This is a genomic window from Butyricicoccus pullicaecorum, from assembly GCF_002160355.1.
Taxonomy (GTDB): Bacteria; Bacillota; Clostridia; order Oscillospirales; family Butyricicoccaceae; genus Butyricicoccus; species Butyricicoccus pullicaecorum.
Genome location: NZ_NFKK01000015.1, coordinates 35987 through 60358, shown reverse-complemented (window position 1 = coordinate 60358; position 24372 = coordinate 35987). Strand labels below are relative to the sequence as shown.

18 protein-coding genes and 1 tRNA gene are annotated in these 24372 nt (G+C 57.1%); 13 read left to right on the top strand and 6 right to left on the bottom strand.

Annotation, left to right across the window (positions count from 1 at the left end):
- The first annotated feature begins 84 nt into the window (after positions 1 to 84).
- From B5F17_RS11300 to B5F17_RS11280, 5 genes are all read left to right on the top strand, one after another.
- Positions 85 to 1302 carry a tyrosine-type recombinase/integrase gene (locus B5F17_RS11300; RefSeq protein WP_087373927.1) on the top strand — a complete coding sequence of 406 codons (1218 nt, stop codon included), beginning with the start codon at positions 85 to 87 and terminating at the stop codon, positions 1300 to 1302.
- Complete coding sequence (locus tag B5F17_RS11295; protein WP_087373924.1) at positions 1295 to 2914, top strand: hypothetical protein; 1620 nt, start codon at positions 1295 to 1297, stop codon at positions 2912 to 2914. The genes B5F17_RS11300 and B5F17_RS11295 overlap by 8 nt, the downstream gene beginning before the upstream one ends.
- Before the next feature lie 128 nt (positions 2915 to 3042).
- Positions 3043 to 4284: a RecQ family ATP-dependent DNA helicase gene (locus B5F17_RS11290; RefSeq protein ID WP_087373922.1), complete on the top strand. Its 1242-nt coding sequence runs from the start codon at positions 3043 to 3045 to the stop codon at positions 4282 to 4284.
- Between the two features lie 139 nt (positions 4285 to 4423).
- A complete protein-coding gene (locus tag B5F17_RS11285) occupies positions 4424 to 4975 on the top strand; it encodes a DUF6036 family nucleotidyltransferase (RefSeq protein ID WP_087373919.1) in 552 nt (183 codons plus the stop codon).
- On the top strand, positions 4963 to 5502 hold the full coding sequence (locus tag B5F17_RS11280; protein WP_087373918.1) for a hypothetical protein: 540 nt from the start codon (positions 4963 to 4965) through the stop codon (positions 5500 to 5502). Before B5F17_RS11285 ends, B5F17_RS11280 begins: the two co-directional genes overlap by 13 nt.
- 127 nt (positions 5503 to 5629) lie before the next feature.
- On the opposite strand, the gene B5F17_RS11275 is transcribed toward B5F17_RS11280, so the two are convergent.
- Both B5F17_RS11275 and B5F17_RS11270 read right to left on the bottom strand, forming a co-directional pair.
- Positions 5630 to 5716, bottom strand: a tRNA-Leu gene (locus B5F17_RS11275).
- A gap of 83 nt (positions 5717 to 5799) precedes the next feature.
- Positions 5800 to 6189 carry a thioesterase family protein gene (locus tag B5F17_RS11270; protein WP_016149146.1) on the bottom strand — a complete coding sequence of 130 codons (390 nt, stop codon included), beginning with the start codon at positions 6187 to 6189 and terminating at the stop codon, positions 5800 to 5802.
- A gap of 226 nt (positions 6190 to 6415) precedes the next feature.
- On the opposite strand from B5F17_RS11270, the gene B5F17_RS11265 reads away from it, so the two are divergent.
- The 4 genes from B5F17_RS11265 to B5F17_RS11250 all read left to right on the top strand — a co-directional run bounded on the left by B5F17_RS11265 (position 6416) and on the right by B5F17_RS11250 (position 16318).
- Complete coding sequence (locus B5F17_RS11265) at positions 6416 to 7129, top strand: response regulator transcription factor (RefSeq protein WP_016149147.1); 714 nt, start codon at positions 6416 to 6418, stop codon at positions 7127 to 7129.
- Positions 7126 to 9426, top strand: coding sequence for a HAMP domain-containing sensor histidine kinase (locus B5F17_RS11260; protein WP_087373917.1), 2301 nt, complete (start codon positions 7126 to 7128; stop codon positions 9424 to 9426). The genes B5F17_RS11265 and B5F17_RS11260 overlap by 4 nt, the downstream gene beginning before the upstream one ends.
- Positions 9427 to 9640: 214 nt before the next feature.
- Positions 9641 to 14959: a M60 family metallopeptidase gene (locus B5F17_RS11255; protein WP_087373916.1), complete on the top strand. Its 5319-nt coding sequence runs from the start codon at positions 9641 to 9643 to the stop codon at positions 14957 to 14959.
- Between the two features lie 57 nt (positions 14960 to 15016).
- A complete protein-coding gene (locus B5F17_RS11250; protein WP_162608162.1) occupies positions 15017 to 16318 on the top strand; it encodes an S-layer homology domain-containing protein in 1302 nt (433 codons plus the stop codon).
- 254 nt (positions 16319 to 16572) lie between these two features.
- Here the strand turns inward: B5F17_RS11250 and spoVAE are convergent, their stop codons facing one another.
- Positions 16573 to 16932: a stage V sporulation protein AE gene (spoVAE, locus tag B5F17_RS11245; protein ID WP_087373912.1), complete on the bottom strand. Its 360-nt coding sequence runs from the start codon at positions 16930 to 16932 to the stop codon at positions 16573 to 16575.
- Positions 16933 to 16938: 6 nt separating this feature from the next.
- Positions 16939 to 17946, bottom strand: coding sequence for a stage V sporulation protein AD (spoVAD, locus tag B5F17_RS11240; RefSeq protein WP_087373910.1), 1008 nt, complete (start codon positions 17944 to 17946; stop codon positions 16939 to 16941).
- A 56-nt stretch (positions 17947 to 18002) separates the two neighbouring features.
- On the opposite strand from spoVAD, the gene B5F17_RS14705 reads away from it, so the two are divergent.
- On the top strand, positions 18003 to 18326 hold the full coding sequence (locus B5F17_RS14705; RefSeq protein ID WP_143287728.1) for a hypothetical protein: 324 nt from the start codon (positions 18003 to 18005) through the stop codon (positions 18324 to 18326).
- Positions 18327 to 18379: 53 nt separating this feature from the next.
- Here B5F17_RS14705 and B5F17_RS11235 read toward each other — a convergent pair whose 3' ends face one another.
- Both B5F17_RS11235 and B5F17_RS11230 read right to left on the bottom strand, forming a co-directional pair.
- Positions 18380 to 19201: an AIM24 family protein gene (locus B5F17_RS11235; RefSeq protein ID WP_087373909.1), complete on the bottom strand. Its 822-nt coding sequence runs from the start codon at positions 19199 to 19201 to the stop codon at positions 18380 to 18382.
- Positions 19202 to 19238: 37 nt separating this feature from the next.
- A complete protein-coding gene (locus B5F17_RS11230; protein WP_087373907.1) occupies positions 19239 to 20684 on the bottom strand; it encodes a S1C family serine protease in 1446 nt (481 codons plus the stop codon).
- Between the two features lie 207 nt (positions 20685 to 20891).
- Between B5F17_RS11230 and B5F17_RS11225 the strand changes: the two genes are divergently transcribed.
- Genes B5F17_RS11225 through B5F17_RS11215 form a run of 3 tightly spaced genes read left to right on the top strand, consistent with a single transcriptional unit; the run spans position 20892 to position 24003 of the window.
- On the top strand, positions 20892 to 21842 hold the full coding sequence (locus tag B5F17_RS11225; RefSeq protein ID WP_087373905.1) for an HpcH/HpaI aldolase/citrate lyase family protein: 951 nt from the start codon (positions 20892 to 20894) through the stop codon (positions 21840 to 21842).
- On the top strand, positions 21839 to 22948 hold the full coding sequence (locus B5F17_RS11220) for a phosphoribosyltransferase domain-containing protein (RefSeq protein WP_087373903.1): 1110 nt from the start codon (positions 21839 to 21841) through the stop codon (positions 22946 to 22948). Before B5F17_RS11225 ends, B5F17_RS11220 begins: the two co-directional genes overlap by 4 nt.
- A complete protein-coding gene (locus tag B5F17_RS11215; RefSeq protein ID WP_407922593.1) occupies positions 22945 to 24003 on the top strand; it encodes a cysteine protease StiP family protein in 1059 nt (352 codons plus the stop codon). Before B5F17_RS11220 ends, B5F17_RS11215 begins: the two co-directional genes overlap by 4 nt.
- The last annotated feature ends 369 nt before the right edge of the window (positions 24004 to 24372 follow it).

Below are 24372 nucleotides of genomic sequence, written 5' to 3'. Positions count from 1 at the left end.
AAATTGTAGCCGAAATGGGTGTTTGCTGCACTGTGGAAGCAGTGTGTGGTCGATATAATAAGACCGTAGAAAGGTTGTGAAAATATGAAGGAAAAACGAATTTCTGCTACTTTGCAGGAGAAGAATGGACGATTTTACATCGTTGCACGCATACCGACACCTATCGGGCAGTACAGGCAGAAATGGATTTCGACCGGCTTACCCGTCACCGGAAACAAGCGCAAGGCAAAGCAGATGCTCGACTCCAAGCTCATCGAGCTGCAGGAGCAGCTGGACGAGCAGCAGCGGCGAGCGGGCTGGGCGGTGGCTGATGTCGGAGAGATTTTGTTCGTTGCGCTGATCGACCGGTGGCTGCGCCGCAAGCGACTGGAACTTGCACCGACCACCATCGAGGGGTACGAACGGATTCTAGTGAGACTGCGGCCGTACTTTGCCCGGCTTAACTTGGTGACCAATGCCGTGTCGCCGGCGGTGATTGAAGGGTATGTCGACTTCCTTATCAAAGAAGGGCTGTCCGCAAACACCGTGCGGCATCATCTCACACTGCTCAAGTCGGTTTTCAACGATGAGATCCGCAACGGAGCCCCAATATTGAACCCGGTAAAATGCGTGAAAGCGCCGAAAAACGAAACTTTTGAGGCGAATACATACACGATCGATGAGGTCGGTGCATTGTTCGATCTGTTCCGCGGAGACCCGCTCGAAGACGTTGTCCAGATCGCGGTCTTATACGGGTTGCGTCGCAGCGAGATTCTGGGGCTCCGATGGTCCGATATCGACTTCGATCGACAGGTCTTCCACGTGCGCCACAAAGTCGTGCAGGTCAAGGTCGACGGTGTTTGGCAGCTGATCCGGAGCAACGACCTCAAGACAGAGGCATCGCGGAGAAGTTTTCCGCTGTCGGACGCGATGCGCGAGCGTCTGCTGGCGCGTAAAGCCGCAGCCGAAGCCCGACGGGCAGCGGATGAAGGATACAGCGATACCGATGCGGCGTATGTGTTTATCGACCAAAATGGTGTGCTGTTGTGGCCGAATTATGTGACCGACCATTTTCGGCATAAAATGGCCGCAAGCACGCTGCCAAAGCTGCGTTTTCACGATTTGCGGCACACCTGCGCAACGATTTTGCTGCAAAATGGCTGCAGTTTACGCGAAATTCAGGCGTATCTGGGTCACGCCACCTACATGACAACGACGCGCTACGCGCACGTTGACGGCAAGAGCAAACAGCATGCCCTCGACCTGCTGGGAGAGGTGCTGTTAAAAAATACAAACGAAGAAAAAGGAGTAGATTATGAATAAGACAGAAGCACAATATACGAATGCGATCATTGCGTTACTCGATGCGTGTCTTGAAAAGGAGTCATTTCTGTTTGAACGCCCCAGAGGCATCACGCGCGTTTTTAAAAACACGCAGATATGCGAAGAAATGTGGGATGCAATCATGGATTTTCGCAAGGAAATCGTGAAGAAATTGAAAAAATCAGGTATGAAAGTTAAAAACAGTTGTGTGCGAGATAAATCAAATGTGCAATTCGAATGGATTCCCTTGCCCGCGCCGATGCTTAATATTGCAGTGGAAGGCCGGGTTATTCGCTATCGGGTTACCGTGTTTTCGCGCAAAAAGTATATTTTATTGTCGATTAACCGAGTCGAAGCCAAGGCTCAGTATGATTTTGAAGGCATCGATTTGAATGAAAGCGAAAAGAGAATGGTGCATCATGTTTTGGACATTGTCGGGCATGGCCTATTTTCTGGTACGATCTGGGTCGATCGCCGACTTAGAAGAGTTTGTTCAGGTGCAGCACAACAGGAAACGACTCTAAAAGATCTAGATGCAATCGAACGCCTGCCAGTGCCGGTCGTGTTCTGTGCGGTACACGCCATCTTGACGACGGTCATGTCGGAGTTCCCCGCGGGGATCAAGCCTCTTTACTACCCTGCTCTGCGTCTCAGCGACAACGAAGCGGCAGAGTCGCTGCAGCTGCAAACCCTGCGGGCGCTGATGCGCGATTTGAATTTTACGGAGGTCAAAATTTGCATGACGCTGTGGCAGACCGAATTCGAGGTGCAGGACACACAGGCGATCGAAATCCTGCGCAAAATCTCGCACATACCGCTGCTGGTGCGGGTTGAACGCGACAAAGTGCAGAGGATTTTATCGTTGCTGATGCAGCAGGCACGGGGGGATGCCACCTACGGGCACAGTGACTACCCACTTGGGACGCTGCCGATTCTTATCGGCAGCACCCTCCCGCCTGACAGTCTGTGCTTCACACTGGACTGGCCGGCGTTTGAGGCGCCGGGCAGCGGAGATCTTGCAGTCCTGCGCGATGTTGCCAAGGTGATCGTTGCGCAGCGCGAGCGGTTTGTAAGATGCTTAGCGTGGCAGATGACCAACCGCACGGTTGGAGTTGAAAGGTATGAAAAAGTATATATTTTAAGCGCATGCGCAGCAATTGATGAGATTGTCGGAAGCGAGACCAAAAGGCCATTTTCACACTGGGCGAACGGTTTATTTGCGCAGCACGAGATGCAGCAGACCGAGCAGCTCGAACGCTTCGATCGGGCAGTCCAGCTTCTCCGAGATCGGGCGTGTTGGGATGATGTTGTCGCTCCTTCGGCAAAGGAGATGGGAGCAGGAAGCCTCGCGTTTTGGTACAAGGGGAAGATGGAAGAGCCATGTATTGCCTTCGAGCTTAAGGATAGTTTTCCACGTTTCCTAGAGTCTCGACTGGGGCTGCGTAGGGCGGATTCTGAAGTGTTCCGCACTCATATCAAGACGCTCGGCCTGTTGGAAAAAATGAGCCAGAACGTGCGCGGCCAAAACGGAAAATCCACGGCACACGTGCTTTTTCCCGTGTGCATATGGGAAAAAACCGAAGAACATATGACGGAAACATGTGATTTGTGATCTGCAAAAGTTTGTAAAAACACATATTTTCCTGTATTTTTTAATTTTTTTGCGTTGTGACGTTGTGAACGCGTGCAGCCGGTTTTACATGCCGGCTGCCGGTATCTACATGAAGAAGGGAGCATGTTATGTTGCAGACAAAAATCTTGGAACAGTTGGGGATTGAAAGCCTGCGTCCATTTCAGGAGGCCGTGCTGGAGCAGCTGCTGGCTGGTACCGATGCGCTGTGCATCGCGCCGACCTCGGCGGGTAAGTCGGTTATTTTTCAGGCATTGGCGCTGCAGCGCGAGCAGCTCGTCATCGTGGTGGAGCCACATCTGGCGCTGGAGCTTGACCAGGTGCGTCAGATGCACGAGCGCGGAATTGCGGCGGCGACCATCAACGGCCTGCTACCGCCTGCGGACAAGCAGCAGGTGCTGGAACAGATCGCGTCCGGTCAGCTGCGGCTGCTGTATGTTACGCCCGAGATGTTGCAAAATGTAGAGTTAAAACAAACAATTAAAGAATGCAAAATTGCCGGTGTTATGGTGGACGAGGCACATTGCATCGTCAAGCAGGGAAGCGGCTTCCGTGAGGACTATTTGAGGATCAAGGACTTCGTTGCCGGTCTGCCGGAGCGTCCGGTGGTGGCGGCATTTACCGCGACTGCCACCATGGAAACTGCCGATGAAATCGCTGTTAAGCTTGCCCTGCGAGCTCCGTACATCCATCGGATCGGCGTTACCCGAGACAATATTTTGCTTCGCGTGATCGAGGTCGGACAAGGTCTGGGAGGCCGCAAGGATGCCGAGGTCATTGAGCAGCGTAAGCGAGAGGAGATCGTTGCCCTTCTTCGTAAGTGTAAAACCGGGCGCGTTGTAATTTACAGCAACACGGTCAAGCGGGTCGAAAAGCTGTATAAGTTCCTCAAAAAGAGCGGTTTCTCGGTCGCGTGCTATCATGGTAAGCGCAAGAATAAAATGGAAATCCTGCAAGATTTCCAGAACGGCAAGCAGCGTATTATGGTGTGCACGAACGCCTTTGGACTCGGCGTCAACATTCCGGACATCCGGCTGGTCATTCATCACGCCCCGCTGATCGGGCTGGACGATTACACCCAGGAGGTCGGACGAGCCGGGCGTGACGGTAAGAAGTCCAAGGCCGTGCTGCTCTGGCACAGCTATGACTTTACCATCTGCGAGCGTCTGATTCGCAAGAACGCGCTGGACCTGACCGGCAAGGAACTCAAACAGCGTCTGGCTGCACTGCATGCCCTGCAGGCGTACGCACAGACCGAAGATCGCTGCCGCTGGCAAATGATCCGCGAATTTTTCGGAGAGCAGCCGGGCAAACGCTGTAAAAAACGATGCGACTACTGCAAGCGCAAGTAAACGGCGATGATTCTGAACAAAGCGGCAGCATCGCCTGTGTGTTAAGCGTAACACCGTGCTTTGCTTTACGCAAGCAAAATGACGTGATTGGTTGACAAAACAGCCCAAAACACATATAATATTTTTGAATAACAATAGTATGGAAAAGAGAAAATGGGATATGCTCAAAGAAGATATGATGCGCAGACTGCGCGATCTGGACGAGGAGGCAGCGCTTTTACTGCCTGATAGCCAGCGGCTGCGGCTGGTCATCGTGGGCGGCGGCGCACTCATTTTGATGGAGGTCATCGCGCGAAGTACCCATGATATTGATGCGCTCGCGGTGTCGCCGCAGCTCAGGTCGCTGCTGGCCGATTATGATATCAACTGTGATGTGCAGGCGTACAGCTGCAACTTTGCCTACAATTACGAGAGTCGTCTGCAAAAACTGCCGATTGACGGTCAGGTGATCGATTTTTACACGGCGTCTCTGGAAGATATCGTGATTGCAAAGCTGTTTTCCATTCGGCCGCAGGATCGGGAGGACATTATTTCGCCAGCCGTGATTGCCCAGCTCGACTGGGAGCACCTGCACCAGATCGCCCATGCACCCGATGAAGTGATGGCAAACGTGCTCAGTGACCGGTCTTATCGCGATTTTCTGTATGATTTTTCCGAGTATGAAAGGAGATACCGCCCGTGCGGCAACTGACATTCCGTGGATTCGTAACCCAGTATGTACAGTCCCTGTCCCTCACGGGGACGCTCAGTCTGAGCAAGCTGTTTGAGGAGATGACCACCCAAAACGCCCGCCTGAAAGCCCCGCTGTTTGCGTACGCGGTCGAGAGCGGCAAGCTGCACACGCTGCTCAACGTCTGCCGTGACAATCAGGCGGTTTTCGCCGAGTACACCGCGCTGTACGAGATGTTAAACAAGAATGAGGATGTGAAATGGTCATCCGACACCTTGCCGCCCGAGTACCAGAAGGTGTGGAACAGCTTTTGTGCGGTCAAGCGGCAGGGCGAGCGTGATGATCGCGTCAAGCAGTTGATGGCGGACAAGATCACTGCCATCCAGCAGCAAAAAGGTCTTTCGACCTATCGCATGTGCAAGGATTTGCAGCTCAATAACGCAAACGTCAACGCGTGGCTCAAGAATCGAGATCCCAAGAAGATCGGTCTGGACACTGCGCGTGCCGTTCTGCGCTATGCCGAGCGCTATACCCCAGCGCTGGCGTAAAAGCCATCCATCTGCAATTTGTTAGAATTTTGTTAGAAATGCGGCTGTGCGTCGCACCCCAAAAAATTCCAACCCCTTCCAAAAGGACAAAAAAATCCCCGTATCGAAAGATACGGGGATTTCTTTGTGGTGCCGCCAGCGGGAATCGAACCCGCACACTATTTCTAGCGAGGGATTTTAAGTCCCTTGTGTCTACCAGTTCCACCATGGCGGCGATTTCCAGCCCAATTATTATACCAAACAGAGCGGCGGTCTGTCAATGGGACGGGGAAAGAACTGGGGGTGATTGGGAGAAAATCAGCCAAGCTTGCTCTGTGCCTTGGCCTCAAAGCGCTCCTTTGCGACAATCGCACGCTGATGGGTACCCTCACCGATCAGACCGGCCTCGTCGTAAGCGGCAACCTTAAAGGTCAGGATTTTGCCATTGGGTGCGATCTCGACCAGTTCGGTCTCAAAATGTACCTTCATGCCAGCCGGGGTTGCAGCGACGTGGGAGACGTTCATCTGGGTGCCGACTGTGGTGCGGCCTTCCTCGAGGTAGGGAGCAACGCTTTCGGCAGCGGTGCCCTCGATGCCGGCGATCATCATGGGGGTGGCGTAAACAGCGACCAGACCGCTGCCGACATTCTTTGCGAGCAGGTCTTCGGTGACGGTCAGTTCCTTATATCCCTTAATACCGAGTTCCATCGTGAGATTCCTCCTGAAAAATGAATGGATTTGTTTTGCATTGGCGAAAAGCCCTACTGTTAGAGTACTCGAAAGTGTGGCACATGTCAATTACCGGAGGGAAGGAAAAGGAAGGGTCTTAAAAAAATCTTAATCGTTTGCCCTCTAGGATTTTAAAAAAGATTGTGAGAGAATAGAGACAGGAAAGAAAGCAGTCCGCACAGGCGGGCGAAAGGGGGACTTTTTGATGTATACGATTCTGGTCTGCGACGACGATCGTGATATCGTGGCCGCGCTCAAGATTTATCTGTCTGCCGAGGGCTATGAGGTACTCCCGGCGTACACGGGCAAGGAAGCACTCGATCTTCTGGACGAACACACCGTGCATCTGGCACTGATGGATATTATGATGCCGGTTATGGATGGTATTATGGCGACGGCCAAACTGCGCGAAAAGACCAACATTCCGATCATTCTGTTAACGGCCAAGAGCGAGGACACCGACAAGGTGCTGGGTTTGACCATCGGTGCGGACGACTACGTGACCAAGCCCTTTAACCCGATGGAGGTGGTTGCGCGCGTCAAGTCGCAGCTCAGACGCTATACCATGCTGGGTTCGCTGCAAGCCGAGCAGCAGAAAAAACCCAAGGTTATTACCATCGGCGGCGTAACGCTGGACGATGAGAGCAAGAGCGTGACCGTGGACGGTGACCCGGTGACGCTGACCCCGACCGAGTACAGTATTTTGAAGCTGCTCATGCAGAACCCCGGACAGGTATTTTCCAGTGCGCAGATCTACGCGGCAGTGTGGAAGGAGGACGCGTACGGCAACGACTCGACGGTCGCCGTGCACATCCGTCATCTGCGGGAAAAGATCGAGATTACCCCAGCCGAACCGCGCTATGTCAAGGTGGTCTGGGGACAGGGCTATAAATTTGAGAAGGGAGGCGCAGCAACGTGAAAAAGCGATATCAAGCGGGCGTCAAGCTGCTCGCGGCACTGGTCTTAGCCGTGTCTCTGCTGGTGGTGAGCTTTGGCGGTGTCGTCACGGTGTACGGACTTTCGATCGGTGCGCTGTCCGGCCAGAGCGTGACCGAGACCGGATATGTGCAGACGCTGGCGATGTGCGGCCCGGGCGGTAATGGCTATTACGGCCAGAGTATTGCCGATATGAAGGACTATTACCGGTATTCAAATAGCGATGTGGCTTATGAAAAACAGCAGATGACCGTGCTCAAAAGTGAGTATGCGCCTCAGCGCAGCAATGTGCGTGTGCGCATGGTGAGTGTAAACAGCAACGGGGAGATGACCGGAACGCTGTCCACGCTGGGCGGCGACTGGGTCGATGAAAATTGCATCCTGGTCTCCTCGACCAGCTGCGAGCAATCGAACGGACAGCCTGCGCGCATTGACGTTGGATTTGACCGCGCGTTCTCGGTGGAAGATGACGCACTGGGTCGATATTTGACCGGCTATCGGTTTGTGCATGGCGTGACGAGTATGGGACTGATCCCCGGTGCGGCAGCGGCGGCTGTGCTGAGTGTGCTGCTGGGGCTCTACCTGCTGCTTGCGGCCGGTCATCGGGCAAACGAGACCGAGCAGGACGGCATCCGCCTGCGGTTTTTCGACCGCTGGCCGGTGATTTTGCTGGGTGTTCTGCTGCTTGTCGCCTACTGTGCGTTCCAGCTCATCTGGGAAGGCTTCAACTATACGTACACCGCTCCGGCTTACACCACCGTAGATGCGGCAGAGATTATGGTCAGCTACCCGGCGTACGGCATTGATTTTCTGCTGACCCTGACCGCGGTACTGATTTGGGCGTTCGTACTGGTATGCTTCTTCGTCCTGCGGTCGCTGACCGTGCGCATCAAGGCACACCGTCTGTGGCGTACGACGCTTACCTTTTATATCTGCAATCCGATTTACTTGTTTGCCAAGCGCAAGCGCGAGCAGTACCACGAGCAAAAGACCGCACAGATGGTGCGATCGATCGAGCAGGCGGTAGACGCTTCGTTCCAGGAAGCCAAACCGGACGAGCGGGACAAGGACACCGGATTTGTGCTGGTGCTGGACGGCGACAAGGCCAAGGAGACCGTGCACGGATTTGCGCAGAAGGCGCAGGACGCTGCGCGTCAGGTCGCGGACAAGGCGCGGGCGTTCGAGTGGGAAGGCTCGGGCATCCAGCGGGTACTGGGCCGGGTCAAGAGCGTATGCGGATACATCTGGCGCAGTCTGTGCAAGATGGCATCGAGCATGAGCATCATGTGGACGGGTATGCTGTGGGGGGGCTGTATCATCGCAGCGTTCTGGATTGTAGGCGTGGCGTCGGGCAGCTTTGAGGTCGGTGTATTTGTGACCCTGCTGGCCATCGGTTCCCTCGTCGGATTGGCGTGGGTGCTGTCCCAGCTGTCGCGCCTGATCGAGGGCGCCAAGCACCTGTCCGAGGGTGATCTGTCCTATAAGATCGACACCGCCCATCTGCACGGACCGTTCCGCCGCAATGCCGACATGCTCAACCGCATCTCGAGCGGCTGTGCGGTGGAGGTCGAACGACGGATGAAGAGTGAACACCTCAAGACCGAGCTGCTCACCAACGTCAGCCACGACATCAAGACCCCGCTCACCTCCATTATCAACTATGTCGATCTGCTCAAAAAGACCGACCCGCAGCCCAAGGAGGCAAGAGAGTACGCGGACGTGCTCGAGCGCCAGTCCAACCGCCTCAAAAAGCTGCTCGAAGACCTGATCGAAGCGTCCAAGGCTTCGACGGGAAACATCACGGTCGAACTTGCTCCGACCGACGCAGCCGAGCTTTTGCGGCAGGCGGTGGGCGAGTACAGCGAGCGTCTGACCGCGCAGTCGCTCGAGACCGTGCTGCGTATCGGCGGCGAAAGCTGTACGATCACGGCCGATGGCCGTCTGCTGTGGCGTGTGTTCGACAATCTGCTGGGCAACGTGGTCAAGTACGCCATGCCGGGTACACGTGTTTATTTGGATCTGACCGAGCAGGGCGGTCAGAGCAGCATTGTGGTCAAGAACATCTCGCGGGAGGCGCTGAACATCGACACCGATGAGCTGATGGAGCGCTTTGTCCGGGGTGACGCATCGCGCGCAACCGAGGGCAGCGGACTGGGTCTGTCCATTGCACGCAGTTTGACCGAATGCATGGGCGGACGGTTCGAGCTGTCGGTGGACGGTGACCTGTTCAAGGTTACGCTGCGATTCCCCATGCACCCGCATCAAAAAGGAACAACCTGATTTTCGGCACTTTGACGGTCGGCGCATTCTTGCGCCGACCGCTTTTTGCCGTTTGGTAAAAATTTTCACAAAAAACAAGTTTAGGGGTACACAAAGGAAAAAGTGTGTGTTACAATATTCGAGGTTAAAACGAAAAAATGAATTAAAATATAACCAAAAAGGAGCCGCACGTACAGACGGTCAGACGGCTGGGAAGAAAGGAAGCGAGAGCATCATGAAATGGTATCATCGGGCGTTGTCAGGCGTACTGGCCGCGTCAATGGGCGTTGGACTGCTGGGCAGCCTGCCGCAGGCGGCAGCGGTCAGCAGCGTCAGCGCAGGGAAAAATGCGGTCGGAACGACTCAGGCAACCGGCGAAATTCAGGCAACAATCCGCCTGGATTATCCGATTTCTAGTCAAAAATTACAGGAAATCGGCGCAAAACTGACCCTGTTCCAGGGGAAGGAAGCGATTGCGACCGGCGATCTCAGTCAGGACAGCACGCTGACCTTCTCTGAGAGCACGACGGCATCGGGTAAGGTGTCGCAGCGCACCACCGATCAGACGGTAAACTACATCGACGTGAACATTCGTGGTCTGTCTGCACAAGAAGATGAGAATGCTTATCATCTGAAATTTGAAGCAGAAGGTTTTAAGACGTACGAGAGCGACGAACTCACGCTGTCACAGTACTCCAAGGGCATTGTCCTGGGTACGGGCGACGCAACGTTCACCCAGGGCGATTTAAACGGTGACAACGCGATCAACACGAGCGACGTTGACATCGTCAAGAGCAAGCTGAGCACCAACGACAGCAAGACCGACTTAAATGGTGACGGCAAGGTCGACATTTACGACCTCGCGGCAGTCACCATGGCATCAGCCGCGACCGGTGAGGCACAGCTGTTCAACACCACGGTCATTACGGCCAAGGTCGTAGACACCGCTTCGGTTGCACAGGCGATCACTGGCAGCGATAAGGTCGAGATTCAGCAGGGCGACGTATCCTCTCTGTTCACCGACGACGGCCAGACGGTCACGCTGGTGCCCAAGGGCGGCAGCGGCGAGCTGGAACTGCCCATTCCGCTGGCACAGTCGGCGCAGGAGACCGGCGTCGAGATGGAGCAGGTCTCCATCGTCAGCTCGACGGCCAACCCGGTTGAAAAGGGTACGGTCATAGCCGAGCTGGTAAGCGGCGATACCATCGAGGTTCCCTTCGATCACAGCAACCCGGACGGCGTGCTTGCCATGCAGCTGCGCGATGACGGCCGCAAGACGGTCACCATCTCGCTCGGACAGCGCGTACCGGTCAAGAAGATCACCATTAAGGTCGAGGTCAAGGACAACCAGCCGGTTGTCGTTGAGCAGATCAAGTTCGTACAGGACATCGTGCCCGAGGAGCCGGTCGTTGAAGACGTACAGGTCAAGAACGTTCAGGCGACGGCAGGCACCAAGCAGGTCACCCTGACCTGGGATGCCTTCCCGAACATCACCGGATATAAGATCTACTACGGCACGAGCGCGGACAAGCTGACCAGCACGGTCGAGACCGAGCAGACCACCTACACGGTCGGAAATCTGGAAAACCTCAAGACCTATTACTTTGCGGTCGCGCCGATCTCCAACGCAGGCGGTCAGACCTGGGAGGGCGGCAAGTCCAAGGTCGTCAGCGCAACGCCGCAGCCGAACAGCGTACCCGACAAGCCGGACTCTGTCACGGTCACCCCGGGTGATGCGTTCCTGACGGTCAACTGGAAGCCGGGCAAGGATACGGTCTCCAGCCGCGTCCAGTACCGCGTCAAGGGCGAGGGCGAATTCACCCTCCTGTCGGGCTCTTACCAGTCCTCGGCGGTCATCACCGGTCTGGAAAACGGTGTGACCTACGAGGTACAGGTATTCGGTGTCAACAGCAACGGCAACGGCCCGGTCTCGCTGACCGCAGAGGGCACGCCCAAGCTGTCCGAGATCGAAGGACCCGAGCTGCCGACGGTCAACCGTCTGGAGAACAGCGTTATTATCAGCGCGACCTATCCGACGAGCAATGTACACTGGGGCCTGAGCCGCGGTGAGCTGCCCAAGTCGGTCTACGACGGCAATTATAACACCGGCTGGATCGCTCGAACCTGGTCGGAGAGCAGAGCGTTCACCTTTACCTTTGACAAGGAATATGAGATGAACTATCTCATCTACGTGCCCGATCTGCGCAACGACCCGGAGAAGTCCGGCAAGCGTTACCGCGACTACTTTGATTCGTTCAACATGTGGATCAACGGCGAGCGTGTCACCAATGTCTCCTTTGAAAAGGGCAAAGACAATACCTACTTCATCGTAAAGTTCCCCAAGAGCACGGTAAAATCGCTGACCGTCGAGGCAAGCCAGTGGGCAGGCGCGGGCAACCTGAGCCTGACCGAAGTCGCGTTCTATGAGTACGGCGATCTGGACAATAGGATTCAGGATCTGTTCGCAAACGACAGCCACACTGCACTGGCAGAGGGTGTCGATCAGGACAAGATTGATGCGCTGCGCGCTCGCGCAAAGGATGCGGACGCTTACTATGTAAACCGTGAGGTTCTGCTCGACGAGCTGAACAACGCACAGCAGCTGCTCGAAAAGAAGGACAGCGAGCTGAACGTGCGCACCGGCTTTACCTCGCGCACCGCGTCGGCAGACGAGCATTTTGGTCAGACGGCTTCGGCGCTCCAGCCGCTTGGTGTGTCGGCATTGTCTAACCAGTCCATCTCGCTCTACGTTGAGGGCGTACAGGAAGGCGACAGCATCAAGCTCGTCCAGTGGCAGCAGTATTCCGAGACCAGCGCAACCACCAAGAGCTACGAACTGCACAACGGCCGCAACCGCATCTGGCTGAGCCAGATTGGAAACAGCGGTTCGGGTGAGCGCGGCGGTTCGCTGTATATCGAGTACAGCGGCTCGAACGCCGACGGCATCAAGATTCAGGTGCGCGATACTTCGGCAAACAAAAATGTAATTACCCAAATCCCTTACCTTAACATACAGCCGTCTCAGTGGTACGGCAAGAGCGAGAATGAGCGCAAGGCTCTGCTCACGCCTTACGTCGAGGCGCTCAAGGCACATGTTTCCAGCCTGAGCTTCCCGAATGAAACGGCAAGAAAGACCAACACCAGAAACGTGACCGAGATTGCAACGCCCAGCGTGCTGCTGTCTCTGCCGGCCGATCAGGTGCTGGCCGGCCTGGGTGGTGCAAGCGCATCGACCGAGGATATGACAAACCAGCTCTACCGTGCGATCGTCGCATGGGAGCAGCTGATCTTCCTGGCAAACAAGACCCAGGGTATCATCTCTGCCGATCAGGCGTTTGATTCCTACCAGTATCCCATGCAGACCCGTCAGAACATCCGCTTCTCTCGTCTGTTCTCGGGTGCGTTCATGTTCGCGGCTGGCAGCTATGTCGGCATCGACTACAACGAGACCCGTGCCATGGTGACCGGCTACCCGCTTGGTCAGACCGGTGCGGGCGGTATCGACTCTGACGATGTAAACGGCCTGTACGGCTGGGGCATCGCGCACGAGATCGGTCATAACATGGACAAGATCGGCTACGCCGAGATCACCAACAACATTTACTCGCTGGTTGCACAGACCGCGGACACCGAAAACATGACCGGCCCGTCCCGTCTGGAGGGCATGTACCCGGACATCTTCAACAAGACTGCACTGGGCAAGCCCGGTCAGGCAGGCAACGTCTTTGTACAGCTTGGCATGTACTGGCAGCTGCACCTCGCATACGACGATGAGGGCAACGCACTCAAGGGCGCAGGTTCGCTGGACTTCTTCAACGAATTCTTCAAAAAGTGGAAGGCAGGAGAGCACAGCGGCGCATCCAAGGATGACCGCATCGCGCTGATCGCGTCCGAGGTCACTGGCAAGAACCTGACCGAGTTCTTTACCCGCTGGGGTATGGAGCTCAGCGAGAGCACCAAGAGCACCCTGTCCTCGTACGGTGAGGAAGAGCGTGAGATCTGGTACCTGAGTGACCAGTCGCGCCGCGACCGTCTGGCAGGTGAGTCCAAGGCATCCATGACCGCATCGGTCAAGGCTGAGATCAAGGACGACACCAAGGTGCAGCTGACCATTGAGGCGCACGGCGATGCCGACCGCGTACAGGGCTATGAGATTCTGCGCAATGGCACTTCGATTGCATTCCTGATGGGCAACGGCAGCGCGACCCAGACCTACACCGATTCGGTTGGTGCAGCCAATAACATGGCGCTGAGCTACTCGGTGCGCGTTATCGACAAGCTGGGTTATGAGGTTGCAGACGCACATGCGTCCGATGTACGCATCTCCTACGATAAGACCATCGCTTCGGACGAATACACCATCGTCCGCGACGAGAAGAACGGCAATGTGCTGATTACGGTCAAGGACCCGGATAGCCTGCTGACGGTCTCCGGTATCAAGATCACCGGCAACCATGTTCCGAGCACTGGTACCCTGATGGTACTGGTATCGGACAAGGTTCATGAGATCCCGACCACGCAGCCCACTGAGAGCATTCCGATGACCGCTCTCGTACCGGCGACCACCATCGTTCCCGAAACGGACAAGACCGAAACCACCGAGACTACTCCGGAGACTACGCCGGATGCAAGCCAGCCGGAGGCAGGTGCGGAGGGTGCACAGAATGAGGATGCTGTGACCAACCAGCCGGCAGCCGAGGAAGGCAGCACGGCAGCCGAGCAGCCGAACGAGCAGCCGACGGTCGATACGACCCAGCCGACGGAGGACAAGGTCGAAGATACCGACGTGGTTGATCTGGAGAATGAAGCAGTACCGCTGGCAGGTCTTGGCCAGGTTGAGGTACAGGGCGACTGGACGATTGCCAAGATGGGCAGCTTTACGGTCAACGAGTCGAGCGATCCCACCCACTCGTTCCTGACTTACTTCAACAAGCCGGGTGTACAGGATACCCGTATCTGGATGTACGACGCAAAGCAGATCGCGATTTCGGGCATTCCGTCCGACGTTGCACTGGAGGACATCCAGCTGCTCGACTACCCGGGCGACAACATCGCCTTCACCGAGGGCGCGTCCATCGGTGTGCTGGGTCAGGATTACACCTACGAGACGACCGAGGGCACCGAGAAGATTCCGGCTGGTACCATCGTCGTAACCGGCAGCTATCGCGGCGACCCGCTGTACAACAGCGTGCGCATCGTTGGCAAGATGCAGAGCATGATGCCGGGTTCGAGTGCGGCGCCCACCGTATCCGAACGCACGCTTTCGGGTGAGACGCTGCTGTTTGCCGAGATCCCGGAGGACGGCGCAGTCAGCACCATCAGCGACGGTTTCTTCCTGTTCATCCCTGAGGATCAGGAGGCCTTCAAGAAGGTCAATGAGGACCATGTAGATGAGCATAATCACGGTGAAACCAACGAGGTCATCATCGAGTTCAAGGCACAGATGTGGCGTGCAGTTGACGTTGAGGGTCACGACCCCCGCATGACCAGTGATACGGTATTCATCAGCGTACCGCGCTATGAGAGCATGCCGAATATCATTCTGGCAGAGTAACAGAAATTAGGATTTTAGAGTAAGCATATAGGATTTTGTGAAGAAATGGAGGACGCGATGAAGCGTTGGATGAAAACAAGTATCTGCGCGCTGACCCTGGGCGCGATGCTCCCGATGACCGCGTTCGCGGCGGAGCTGTCGATCTCCTTTGACAAACAGGGCACGAGTGCCACGGCGGTACTGACCGATGTGGGCACCGATCGTTATGCGGCGGAGGTCACCTTCCAGGTGACCAACACCGCCGACATCCAGTTTGCCGGAACGGCGGACACGCATGCGATGACGGTGGACGGCTCTGCCGGAACGGTCACCCTGTACGCAGCGTCGCGCACTCCGCTGACGGCAGTAGACGGGTCGCTCAAACTGGGCACCCTGTCGGTTGCCGCGGGCACTGAGGTCAAGCAGGTTAACGGCGCGGTCGTACTCGACCGCACGCTTGGCCGCACCGAGTACGCCGATGTCTCGCTCTCGGTCACCCGTGACCAGGACGGCTCGGACAACGGCACCGGCGGCGATAACTCCACCGGTGGTTCGACTGGCGGCTCGTCGGGGGGCGCATCCCACCCGGAGGCCGGAAGCACCACCGATTCGAACAAGGATCGCACCCCGGAGGTATCGGTCGACGGCAAGGGCGGTAAGGTCAAGGCCGACAGCGACGGCACGGTCACCATTACCCCGGATGACGGCTACCGCATCGCAAAGATTTTGGTCAACGGCAAGGAAGTGGACATCGAGAACAAGCTGACTGGCTTAAAGTCCACCGATGAGGTTGTCGTTACCTTTGAGAAGATCGAGGAGACCAACAAGCCTACCGTATCGTTCACCGACGTGCAGCCGACCGACTGGTACGCTGAGGCGGTCACTTATGCGGTTGAAAACGGCCTGTTCCAGGGCACCAGCGCGACAACCTTTGAGCCCAATGCCAATATGAACCGCGCAATGCTGGTCACCGTGCTCTACCGTATGTCGGGCGAGCAGGCAAAGGCCGATACCGCGTTCGGCGACGTCGCACAGAACGCATGGTACGCCGAGGCTGTGGCATGGGCAAAGACCAACGGTATCGTCTCTGGCGTGAGCGCAACCCAGTTTGCACCGAACCAGAACGTTACTCGCGAGCAGATGGCAGCAATCCTGTACCGCTACGCACAGTATAAGGGTCAGGAGACCGGTAACGCGGACGCAAACCTTGTAGCGTTTGCCGATGCAAATACCGTGTCGAGCTACGCTGTCCCGGCAATGAATTGGGCGGTTAAGAACGGCCTGATTTCGGGCACGAGTGCGACAACCCTCAGCCCGAATGGCTCGGCAACCCGCGCACAGGTCGCGACGATTTTGATGCGCTATCAGAAGAACGCCTAAACCACCGCACCCCTAACTGAAAGTTTCGCCAGCCTTTTCAAAGGCTGCGGGGTCTCAGGGCAGAGCCCTGAGCCGGACTCCGCAGAGTCCGGAACCTCCTCTTGAAACCCGGTGTCGGACCCGGGTTTCAACCAAAAAATAATAAAAAGCGCGCTCCGCAGAGCGCAAGACCTCCGCGGCCAATGGCCGCTCATGAAAAAGACCGTCCCGAGGGACGGTCTTTTTCTTACTTCCTCCGCACTTCAGCTTGCGTTTCACTTCGACTTGTCTTCCGGCTTGCTCAGCAGTGCAAACAGACAGCCGAACACAATCGCCGCTGCAATACCACCCGCTGCACCGGTCACACCACCGGTAAACGCACCGAGCAGCCCATCCTGCGCTACACCAACCTGTACGCCTTTGGCCAGCGAATACCCAAACCCTAACAGCGGCACAGTTGCACCTGCACCGCCCCAGTCGACCAGCGGCTGATATAGCCCCAGACCGGTCAAAATGACACCCAATACCACACAGCCGACCAGAATGCGCGCCGGAGTGAGCTTGGTCTTGTCGATGAGTACCTGTGCCACGGCACAGACCGCGCCGCCCATGATAAACGCCTGAATATATTGCATTTTGCGTTAGCTCCCTTCCAGAATAACCGCGTGACAGATGCCCGCGATGCCCTGACCCTGCTGCACAGAAGTCGGACTCATCAGTGCACCCGTACCCGCGAAAATGACCCGGTGCAGCGCACCGCGCTCCATGCGGTCGAGAATGTCGCCGCACAGTACAGCCGCTGAGCATCCGCAGCCCGAACCGCCCGCATGCACGTCCTGTTCGGTGTCGTAGAGCAAGACACCACAGTCATCGTAGGTCGTACCCAGATCAACACCGTCGCGCCCAAACAGATCGCGCAGCAATGCGCTGCCCACACGCGCCAGATCACCGGTCAAAATGCGGTCGTAGTCGGACGGCTGGGTGCCGGTGTCCTCGAAGAGATGGGTCAGCGTATCGTAAGCCGCGGGTGCCATCGCTGCGCCCATGTTGTTCGCGTCGGTCACGTCCAGATCGACCATCTGACCGAAAAGCGCGTGGGTGATGCGCACCGGGGTACGATCGTGGGTTAGTACCGCCGCACCGGCAGCGGTCGCCGTCCACTGTGCCGTCGGTGTGCGCTGACCGCCGTAGGCCAGCGGAAAACGGTACTGCCGCTCAGCTGCGCAGAAGTGCGAGGATGCCGCGGCACACAGCCGACGTGCGGCACCGCCGTCGACCAGACATGCACCGACAGCCAGACCTTCGGCCATGGTGGAACACGCACCGTACAGACCGATAAACGGAATATTACTCGACACCGACGCCATTGCCGAACCGATACACTGGTTGAGCAGGTCACCCGCGAGAATAAAATCGAGGTCGGAAAGATTCAAACCGGCTTTGCCGGTGGCGGTTTCAATGGCGATGCGCTGCATACGGGATTCGGCGAGCTCCCATGTTTTCTGGCCAAAGTGCGTATCACCGGAGACCATATCGAACGTGCCCTGCAACGGGCCTTCGCCTTCTTTTTGTCCGACGATGGCGGCATGCGCCGAGACATAGACCGGACGATCGAAGCTGACCGTGCGGCAGCCCTGTCGTTTTGCCATAAAAAGATCCCCTCCTGTCCGGGTTAGTGTAGCCGGGGAGAAGGGGATTTATACTGTTGGAGAAAAAATATGGCGGAATTCCCGCCCGCAGGCGAATTGAAGCTTTCGCTCAAGCCTTTCTCGAAAGGCTTGCGGGTTCTCAGGGCAGCGCCCTGAGTCGCCATCCGCAGATGGCGAAATCTCTTTTTGATTTTCGCTTTTGCGAAAATCAACTAAAAAAGAATAAAAAAGCGCGTCCGCAGACGCGCAATTCTCTGGAAAGACCGTCCGCTTGGGACGGTCTTTCCTTTTTGTATGTTTTGATTGAAACCCGGGGCGGACACCGGGTTTCAAAAGGGGATTCCGTGTCCTGCGGGACACGGCTCAGGGCTCTGCCCTGAGAACCCGCAGCCTTTGAAAAGGCTGGCGAAACTTTCAGTTAGGGGTGCGGTGGTTAATCCTTCTTGCTTACCAGAGGCGGCGGACACAGTGCAGCGGTCAGATTATCATACACTTTGAGCGTGGGTGCGAGCCAAACCTGACCGGTACCGCGATAGACATTGACCAGACCTTCACCGCTGACTGCCGAGCCGATGAGCGTCTTTGCGCTGCGTTCGACGGTGAAGTCCAGATTTGCCGAGCGCAGGACGGCGAAGTTTCCGTCGACGCGCAGGGTATCATTCGCCAGATCGATGACATCGATTTCGCTCATGGGTACGGCCGATTCCAGAATAATGATGCCGGGGCCGGTCAGTTCGGTCTGGAACAGGCTCTCGCCGCCGAGGGCTGCCGAGGAGATGGTACGCTGGGCGGCTGCACGGACGCCGACGCTGCCCTGTGCACAGAAGAACATGCCATCGTCCACAATAACGCGCTCACCGGGGGCAAGCTCCAGCACGAGGAAGTGCTTAAAGGACGGTTCGAGCACGAGCAGACCGGTACCGGTATACTCAGGCTGGGACATAGACTCGCCGGTGACAGCACCGCGCAGCATGCGTCCCAGGGCGTTGCCCACGGTCACGCCGCTGACCATTTGCAGGTTGCCCTGAAAATAGCTCATTGCGCCGCGGTTGACTGTGACCTTCTCGTCGGTTAAGTACAGAGCGATCTGGCGGGCACGGATGTGCTGCTGCTCCATGAAGTAGACGGCCTGCGCCATGGAAGGCGCGGTCAGACCGCACAGTTTTTCGTATTCGAGCACTTCGACGCGCAGGCCGCCGCTCTCGAATTCTTCCAGTACACGCATATTTTCGCGTGTGCCGATTGCTGTTCTCATAAAATGACCTCCTTTTTGTTGGGGGGATGCGATAATATTATAGGAAACCGCGGACAAAGGGTTTGATTGCGGTGTAGGACACGGCAAGGTTGAGGTTTTGACCGCCCTCAAAGCCTGCGGTGACAATGCCGATCAGACGGCCAAAACGGTCGAGCAGCGCACCGCCCGAGCTGCCGGGCGAGGTGGGTGCGGTGAACTGAATCATATCGGTGTCGCCCAGACGGCGGAACCCGGCGATGATGCCGTCCGAGACCGAGTTAAACAGGCCGAGCGGACTGCCGATGGCGACGACCGGTTGACCGCGCTTGATATTAGGACCGGTATAGAGCGGAATGGGACGCGCCGGGCAGCCGGACAGGCGGATGAGGGCAAGGTCGTCATCTGCATGATATTTGAGCAGCTCGCTGGTATAGAACACCGTATCGCAGTTTTCCAGATGGATGGCGTAGGATACGCCGCGGGATGCGACATGAAAATTGGTCAGAATGATGCCGCCCTGTGCAATCAGTACACCCGAACCCGAGGAACAGGGCTGACCGAAAGCGTCCAGCACGTCGATCATGACCACCGAGGACGCGAGTGCAGCGAGCGCTTCGTAGTCTGGGGGACTGTCGGGCGCTGACGGCTGCGCCTGTCGGGGAGGCGTGACCGGTGCAGAGGAAACCGCACGGGATGGCCGGGGCGGGATGGAGACTGCCGGACGAGCGGCCGGTTGGGGCTGCATTTGGCTGGGGATGGACTGCGCGGGTGTGCGCGAAACTGCCGGACGCGGCGACTGTTTTTGCGGTTTTTCGGCAGGTTTTGCGCTCTGTGCGGTGCGCAGCAATGCGTTCACGTCCAGATCATCCTGTGCCAGACCGTGCAGGACGAGTGCATCCGTGCCGAGCAGCGGGAGCGCACCGCCTTGGGGCTGAATGAGTGCGGTGTCACAGCCGAGGTGAGGCAGGACGCGCAGCAGCAGGCAGGCGGTCTGGTCGGGGACACCGAGATAGACGCACTTGGGCTGGTCGGTCAGCATGCCGGTCGGGAAGAGTGCGGGCAGCAGGCCGGTGAGCGCACACAGCAGGCGCACGGCGCAGTTTTTGACCATAGAGTCCGACGCGGACGGGTGCGCAGCGCGGTAGGCATCCAGCGCATATCCCAGCGCGCGTTCGGGCACACCCTCCAGCAGCGGATCGTCCAGACCGGACAGAGATAGCCTGCCGCCTGACAGCAGGGCATCGGCCAGCGCGCTCAGATGCGCAGTGTCACCGGGTGCCGGTCGGGTCTGGAGCGTTGTCACACAGACAAAACCGGTCTTGTGCGCCCTCGCCTGTGCGATGGCTGCACCAAGCTGACGGGCAAAAACATCCGGGGAGTCGGGCAACCCCAGCCATTCGAGCAGATAAACGTCTTTTTGTCCGGCGTGCACTCGGCTGCGAATGCCGCAGAAGGCCGAGAACAGCGACAGGTGCATGGGATTCTGACGGATGGACAAGGACATGGAACCGACCTCCCCGGTGAAAAAATCACTTCAAAGCAATGCTATTGTATCACGGATTTTGAGTGTTGGATAGAGCCAAAAGGAGAATGTTTTACAGAAAATTTACTGGGCGTCCTCTGGCAAATAGCGGGGCAGAGCGATATAATGACATAGAATACCTTTTGGGTGTCTCAAAACACAGACACCGGGAAAGAAGGACAGGCAAACATGAAGATTTCCCCCTATGCCGTCGGTGCGCTGCTGTACGCGCCGGCCAATCAGGAAAACCTTGCACGGCGTGTCATTCAGGGGCAGATGGATGCGCCGTACTCCCTTGCACTGTGCCTCGAAGACAGCATCAGCGACTGTGCCGTGCCCGAAGCCGAGGCACGAGCCGTACAGACTTTAGACGAAATTGCACGGGCGGACGAGGACGTTTACCGTCCGCTTTTGTTTATCCGGGTGCGTCATCCCGATCAGATCCCCGCTTTGTGGACAAGACTGGGCGCGGGACGGGAAATTCTGACCGGATTTATCGCACCCAAGTTCACGCAGACAAACGGCCCGGCGTATCTGGCAGCCGTGCGACAGATCAGCGAGCAGTCCGGCCGGCCGGTTTATCTCATGCCCACGCTGGAATCGTCCGACCTGGCAGAGCCCGACCTGCGTCCCGAGTGTCTGCGCAGGCTCAAAACCCTGCTCGATGCCAACCGCGATCTTGTGCTGAATGTGCGCGTGGGCGGCAATGATTTTTGCGATGTGTTCGGCGTGCGCCGCGCGCGTCATCAGACCATCTACGAGATTGGTTGTGTCGAGCGCATTCTGACCGATATCCTGTCTTGCTTCTCGCGGGATTACGTCGTCTCCGGCCCTGTGTGGGAGTATTTCGACGCACCGGAGGGACTAAACGGTCTGGCGCGTGAGCTGGAGCGCGACTTGCTGGCCGGATTTGTCGGCAAGACGGTCATTCATCCCAATCAGATCGTGGTCGTGCAGAACGGTCTGCGCGTGTCCAAGGCTGACGCGGACGACGCACGGCGCATTCTGGGCATGGCGGACAACGACCGGGTGCTGGTGGAAAAGAGCGCGGACGGCGGACGCATGAACGAATACAAGACCCACACGCGCTGGGCACGCAAAATCTGTGCGCTGGCCGCGATTTACGGAGTAAAACCATGAAGTTTACAGTGAGTGATCTGGTACGCGCCTCACGGCGCGACAACAATACAAAGCGCCCCTATCTGCTGGTCAATCCCGCACAGGGCAAGCACATCCCGGTCGAACCGCACACCGCGCTCAGCGTGTTCGGCGCACTGGGTGAGCAGGTGCGGCAGGCCATCCCGAGCGGACAGTCGGTTCTGGTGATCGCCTTTGCCGAGACCGCGACCGCCATCGGTGCGGCCATCGCTGCCGCGCTGCCGGGAACGGTCTATTTCATGCAGACCACACGGGAAAACGTCCCGGATACCGATTACCTGTACTTTTCCGAGACGCACAGCCACGCGACTGAGCAGCGCCTGTGCACCCGTGGATTGGATGAGGTGCTGCCCAAAGTCCAGCATATCGTCTTTGCCGAGGACGAGGTCACGACCGGAAACACCATTTTGCATCTGATCGATGCCCTGCGGGCACGGTACGACCTTGCGCATATTACCTTTGGCGTGGCTTCGCTGCTCAACGGCATGACCCCGGAAAGCTGGGAGGTGTACCAGAGCAAGGGCATCTGGACGAGATACCTGCTCGCGACCGATAACGCAAAGCTGTCCGAGACCGCCGCACGCTTTCCGGCCGATGGCGACCGCTTTGCCGTACAGTCTGCGCACGAGCTGCAAGCTGAGCATGCTCAGGCACCCGGTCTGGTCGACCCGCGGTGCGTGTGCGAGGCGGAAACCTATTACAGCGCATGCGGCGCACTGGCGCGAAGGGTCGTGCAGCTTATCCCCGAGGATGCCACACGGGTGCTCGTGCTCGGCACCGAAGAATGCATGTATCCCGGACTGATTGCCGGGGGCGTGCTCGAACGCGTAGGTCACGACGTGCGCTTCCACGCAACCACACGCAGCCCCATCCTGACCGACGCACACCCGGACTATCCGCTGCACGCACGGTATGAATTGCGCAGCCTGTATGATGCCGACCGCGTGACCTATTTATATAACTTGGACGCTTACGATCATGTGTGCATCGTGACCGATGCTCAGAACCCGGACAAGGGACTGGATACCCTGCTGGCCGCACTCGAGCGGACGGGCAACCGCAGCGTCACCGTGCTGGAATGGAGATGAACAAGATGCGCACAAGCTACCGTCCTGAGGACGTGACCCTGCTGTTAAAGGACATCACCGGCAAGCTCGAACCACTGGATACCCGCGCCCGTGAGGCAAAAATCCAGTCGGGCGTGCACTATTCCGAAATGCTGCCCGCCGAGTATGTCCCGACCGCAAAATACATCGAGGCTTACGACCGCGCGCTCGCGTGCGAGGCCGACCACACCGCCGCTGCCGTGCGCACCTGTGCCCGGAAGATCTACGAGCAAAAGGGCAAAGATGTCGTACTCGTTTCCCTCGCACGCGCAGGCGTGCCCATCGGCATTTTGCTCCGCTGGTACCTCAAACAGCACTACGGCATCGACGCACCGCACTATGCCATCTCGATCATTCGCGGACGCGGCATCGACCACAACGCCATGCGCTATTTGCTGGAGCGATACCCGGCACAAAACCTGCAATTTGTGGACGGATGGATCGGAAAGGGCGCGATTTTGACCGAACTGCGCAAGGTACTGGCCGATTACCCCGGCGTCAGCGCGGAACTTGCCGTCCTGTCCGACCCCGCAGGACTGACTACCCTGTGCGGCACGCATGAGGATTTTCTCATTCCCAGCTCGTGCCTCAACAGTACGGTCTCCGGTCTCATCAGCCGCACCGTGCTGCGCGATGACCTCATTGGAAAAAACGATTTCCACGGCGCGGCTTACTATGGGGAACTGTCCGCGGATGATTGCTCGTATGAATTTTTGAATGCCGTCGCGGAGCGATTCGATACTGCACCCGACTTCCCGGAAATCACCCTGACACATAGCGGTTACGACGAGGCAAGAACGGTCGCGGAGCACTTCGGCGTGTCTGATATCAATTTCGTCAAACCGGGTATCGGTGAGGCAACCCGCGTGCTGCTCAGACGCTTGCCCTGGAAACTGCTGGTCAGAGAAGACCAGACCGATGCCCCCGAGCTTGCCCACCTGTATCAGCTCGCGAAGGAAAAGGGCGTCACCGTCGAACCCTACCCGCTGAAAAACTATAAAGCCTGCGGTATTATCAAAAAATTAGCCGATACCTAACGACTGGCACCGCACCCAACATGGAAAGTTTCGCCAGCCTTTTCAAAGGCTGCGGGTTCTCAGGGCAGAGCCCTGAGTCGCGTCCCGCAGGACGCGAAATTCCCCGTGGAAACCCGGTGTCCGCCCCGGGTTTCCATCAAACTTTTCCTGCCACCGCGTCCCGCAGGACGCGAAACTCCCTCACTCTAGCCCAAAACCCGACAAAAATCTTCCTGTCTCAGCAATTTTTACAAACTAGACATGAAAATGGACGGGCTACATATTGAAAAACTACCAAAAAGATGGTAAAGTGATAGTATCGTTTGATGGATTAGTCCATGAAAGCGTAAAAATATCTTTCCCTTGTTTCGGGAATGCAATCAGGATGCG

Bases quoted from the DNA above. Each gene is read 5' to 3' on its own strand.
- B5F17_RS11250 (WP_162608162.1), top strand. From the start codon at position 15,017: ATGAAGCGTTGGATGAAAACAAGTATCTGCGCGCTGACCCTGGGCGCG.
- B5F17_RS11295 (WP_087373924.1), top strand. From the start codon at position 1,295: ATGAATAAGACAGAAGCACAATATACGAATGCGATCATTGCGTTACTC.
- spoVAD (WP_087373910.1), bottom strand. From the start codon at position 17,946: ATGGCAAAACGACAGGGCTGCCGCACGGTCAGCTTCGATCGTCCGGTC.
- B5F17_RS11285 (WP_087373919.1), top strand. From the start codon at position 4,424: ATGGAAAAGAGAAAATGGGATATGCTCAAAGAAGATATGATGCGCAGA.
- B5F17_RS11255 (WP_087373916.1), top strand. From the start codon at position 9,641: ATGAAATGGTATCATCGGGCGTTGTCAGGCGTACTGGCCGCGTCAATG.
- B5F17_RS11215 (WP_407922593.1), top strand. From the start codon at position 22,945: ATGAACAAGATGCGCACAAGCTACCGTCCTGAGGACGTGACCCTGCTG.
- B5F17_RS11220 (WP_087373903.1), top strand. From the start codon at position 21,839: ATGAAGTTTACAGTGAGTGATCTGGTACGCGCCTCACGGCGCGACAAC.
- B5F17_RS11270 (WP_016149146.1), bottom strand. From the start codon at position 6,189: ATGGAACTCGGTATTAAGGGATATAAGGAACTGACCGTCACCGAAGAC.
- B5F17_RS11235 (WP_087373909.1), bottom strand. From the start codon at position 19,201: ATGAGAACAGCAATCGGCACACGCGAAAATATGCGTGTACTGGAAGAA.
- B5F17_RS11290 (WP_087373922.1), top strand. From the start codon at position 3,043: ATGTTGCAGACAAAAATCTTGGAACAGTTGGGGATTGAAAGCCTGCGT.
- B5F17_RS11265 (WP_016149147.1), top strand. From the start codon at position 6,416: ATGTATACGATTCTGGTCTGCGACGACGATCGTGATATCGTGGCCGCG.
- spoVAE (WP_087373912.1), bottom strand. From the start codon at position 16,932: ATGCAATATATTCAGGCGTTTATCATGGGCGGCGCGGTCTGTGCCGTG.
- B5F17_RS11300 (WP_087373927.1), top strand. From the start codon at position 85: ATGAAGGAAAAACGAATTTCTGCTACTTTGCAGGAGAAGAATGGACGA.
- B5F17_RS11225 (WP_087373905.1), top strand. From the start codon at position 20,892: ATGAAGATTTCCCCCTATGCCGTCGGTGCGCTGCTGTACGCGCCGGCC.
- B5F17_RS11230 (WP_087373907.1), bottom strand. From the start codon at position 20,684: ATGTCCTTGTCCATCCGTCAGAATCCCATGCACCTGTCGCTGTTCTCG.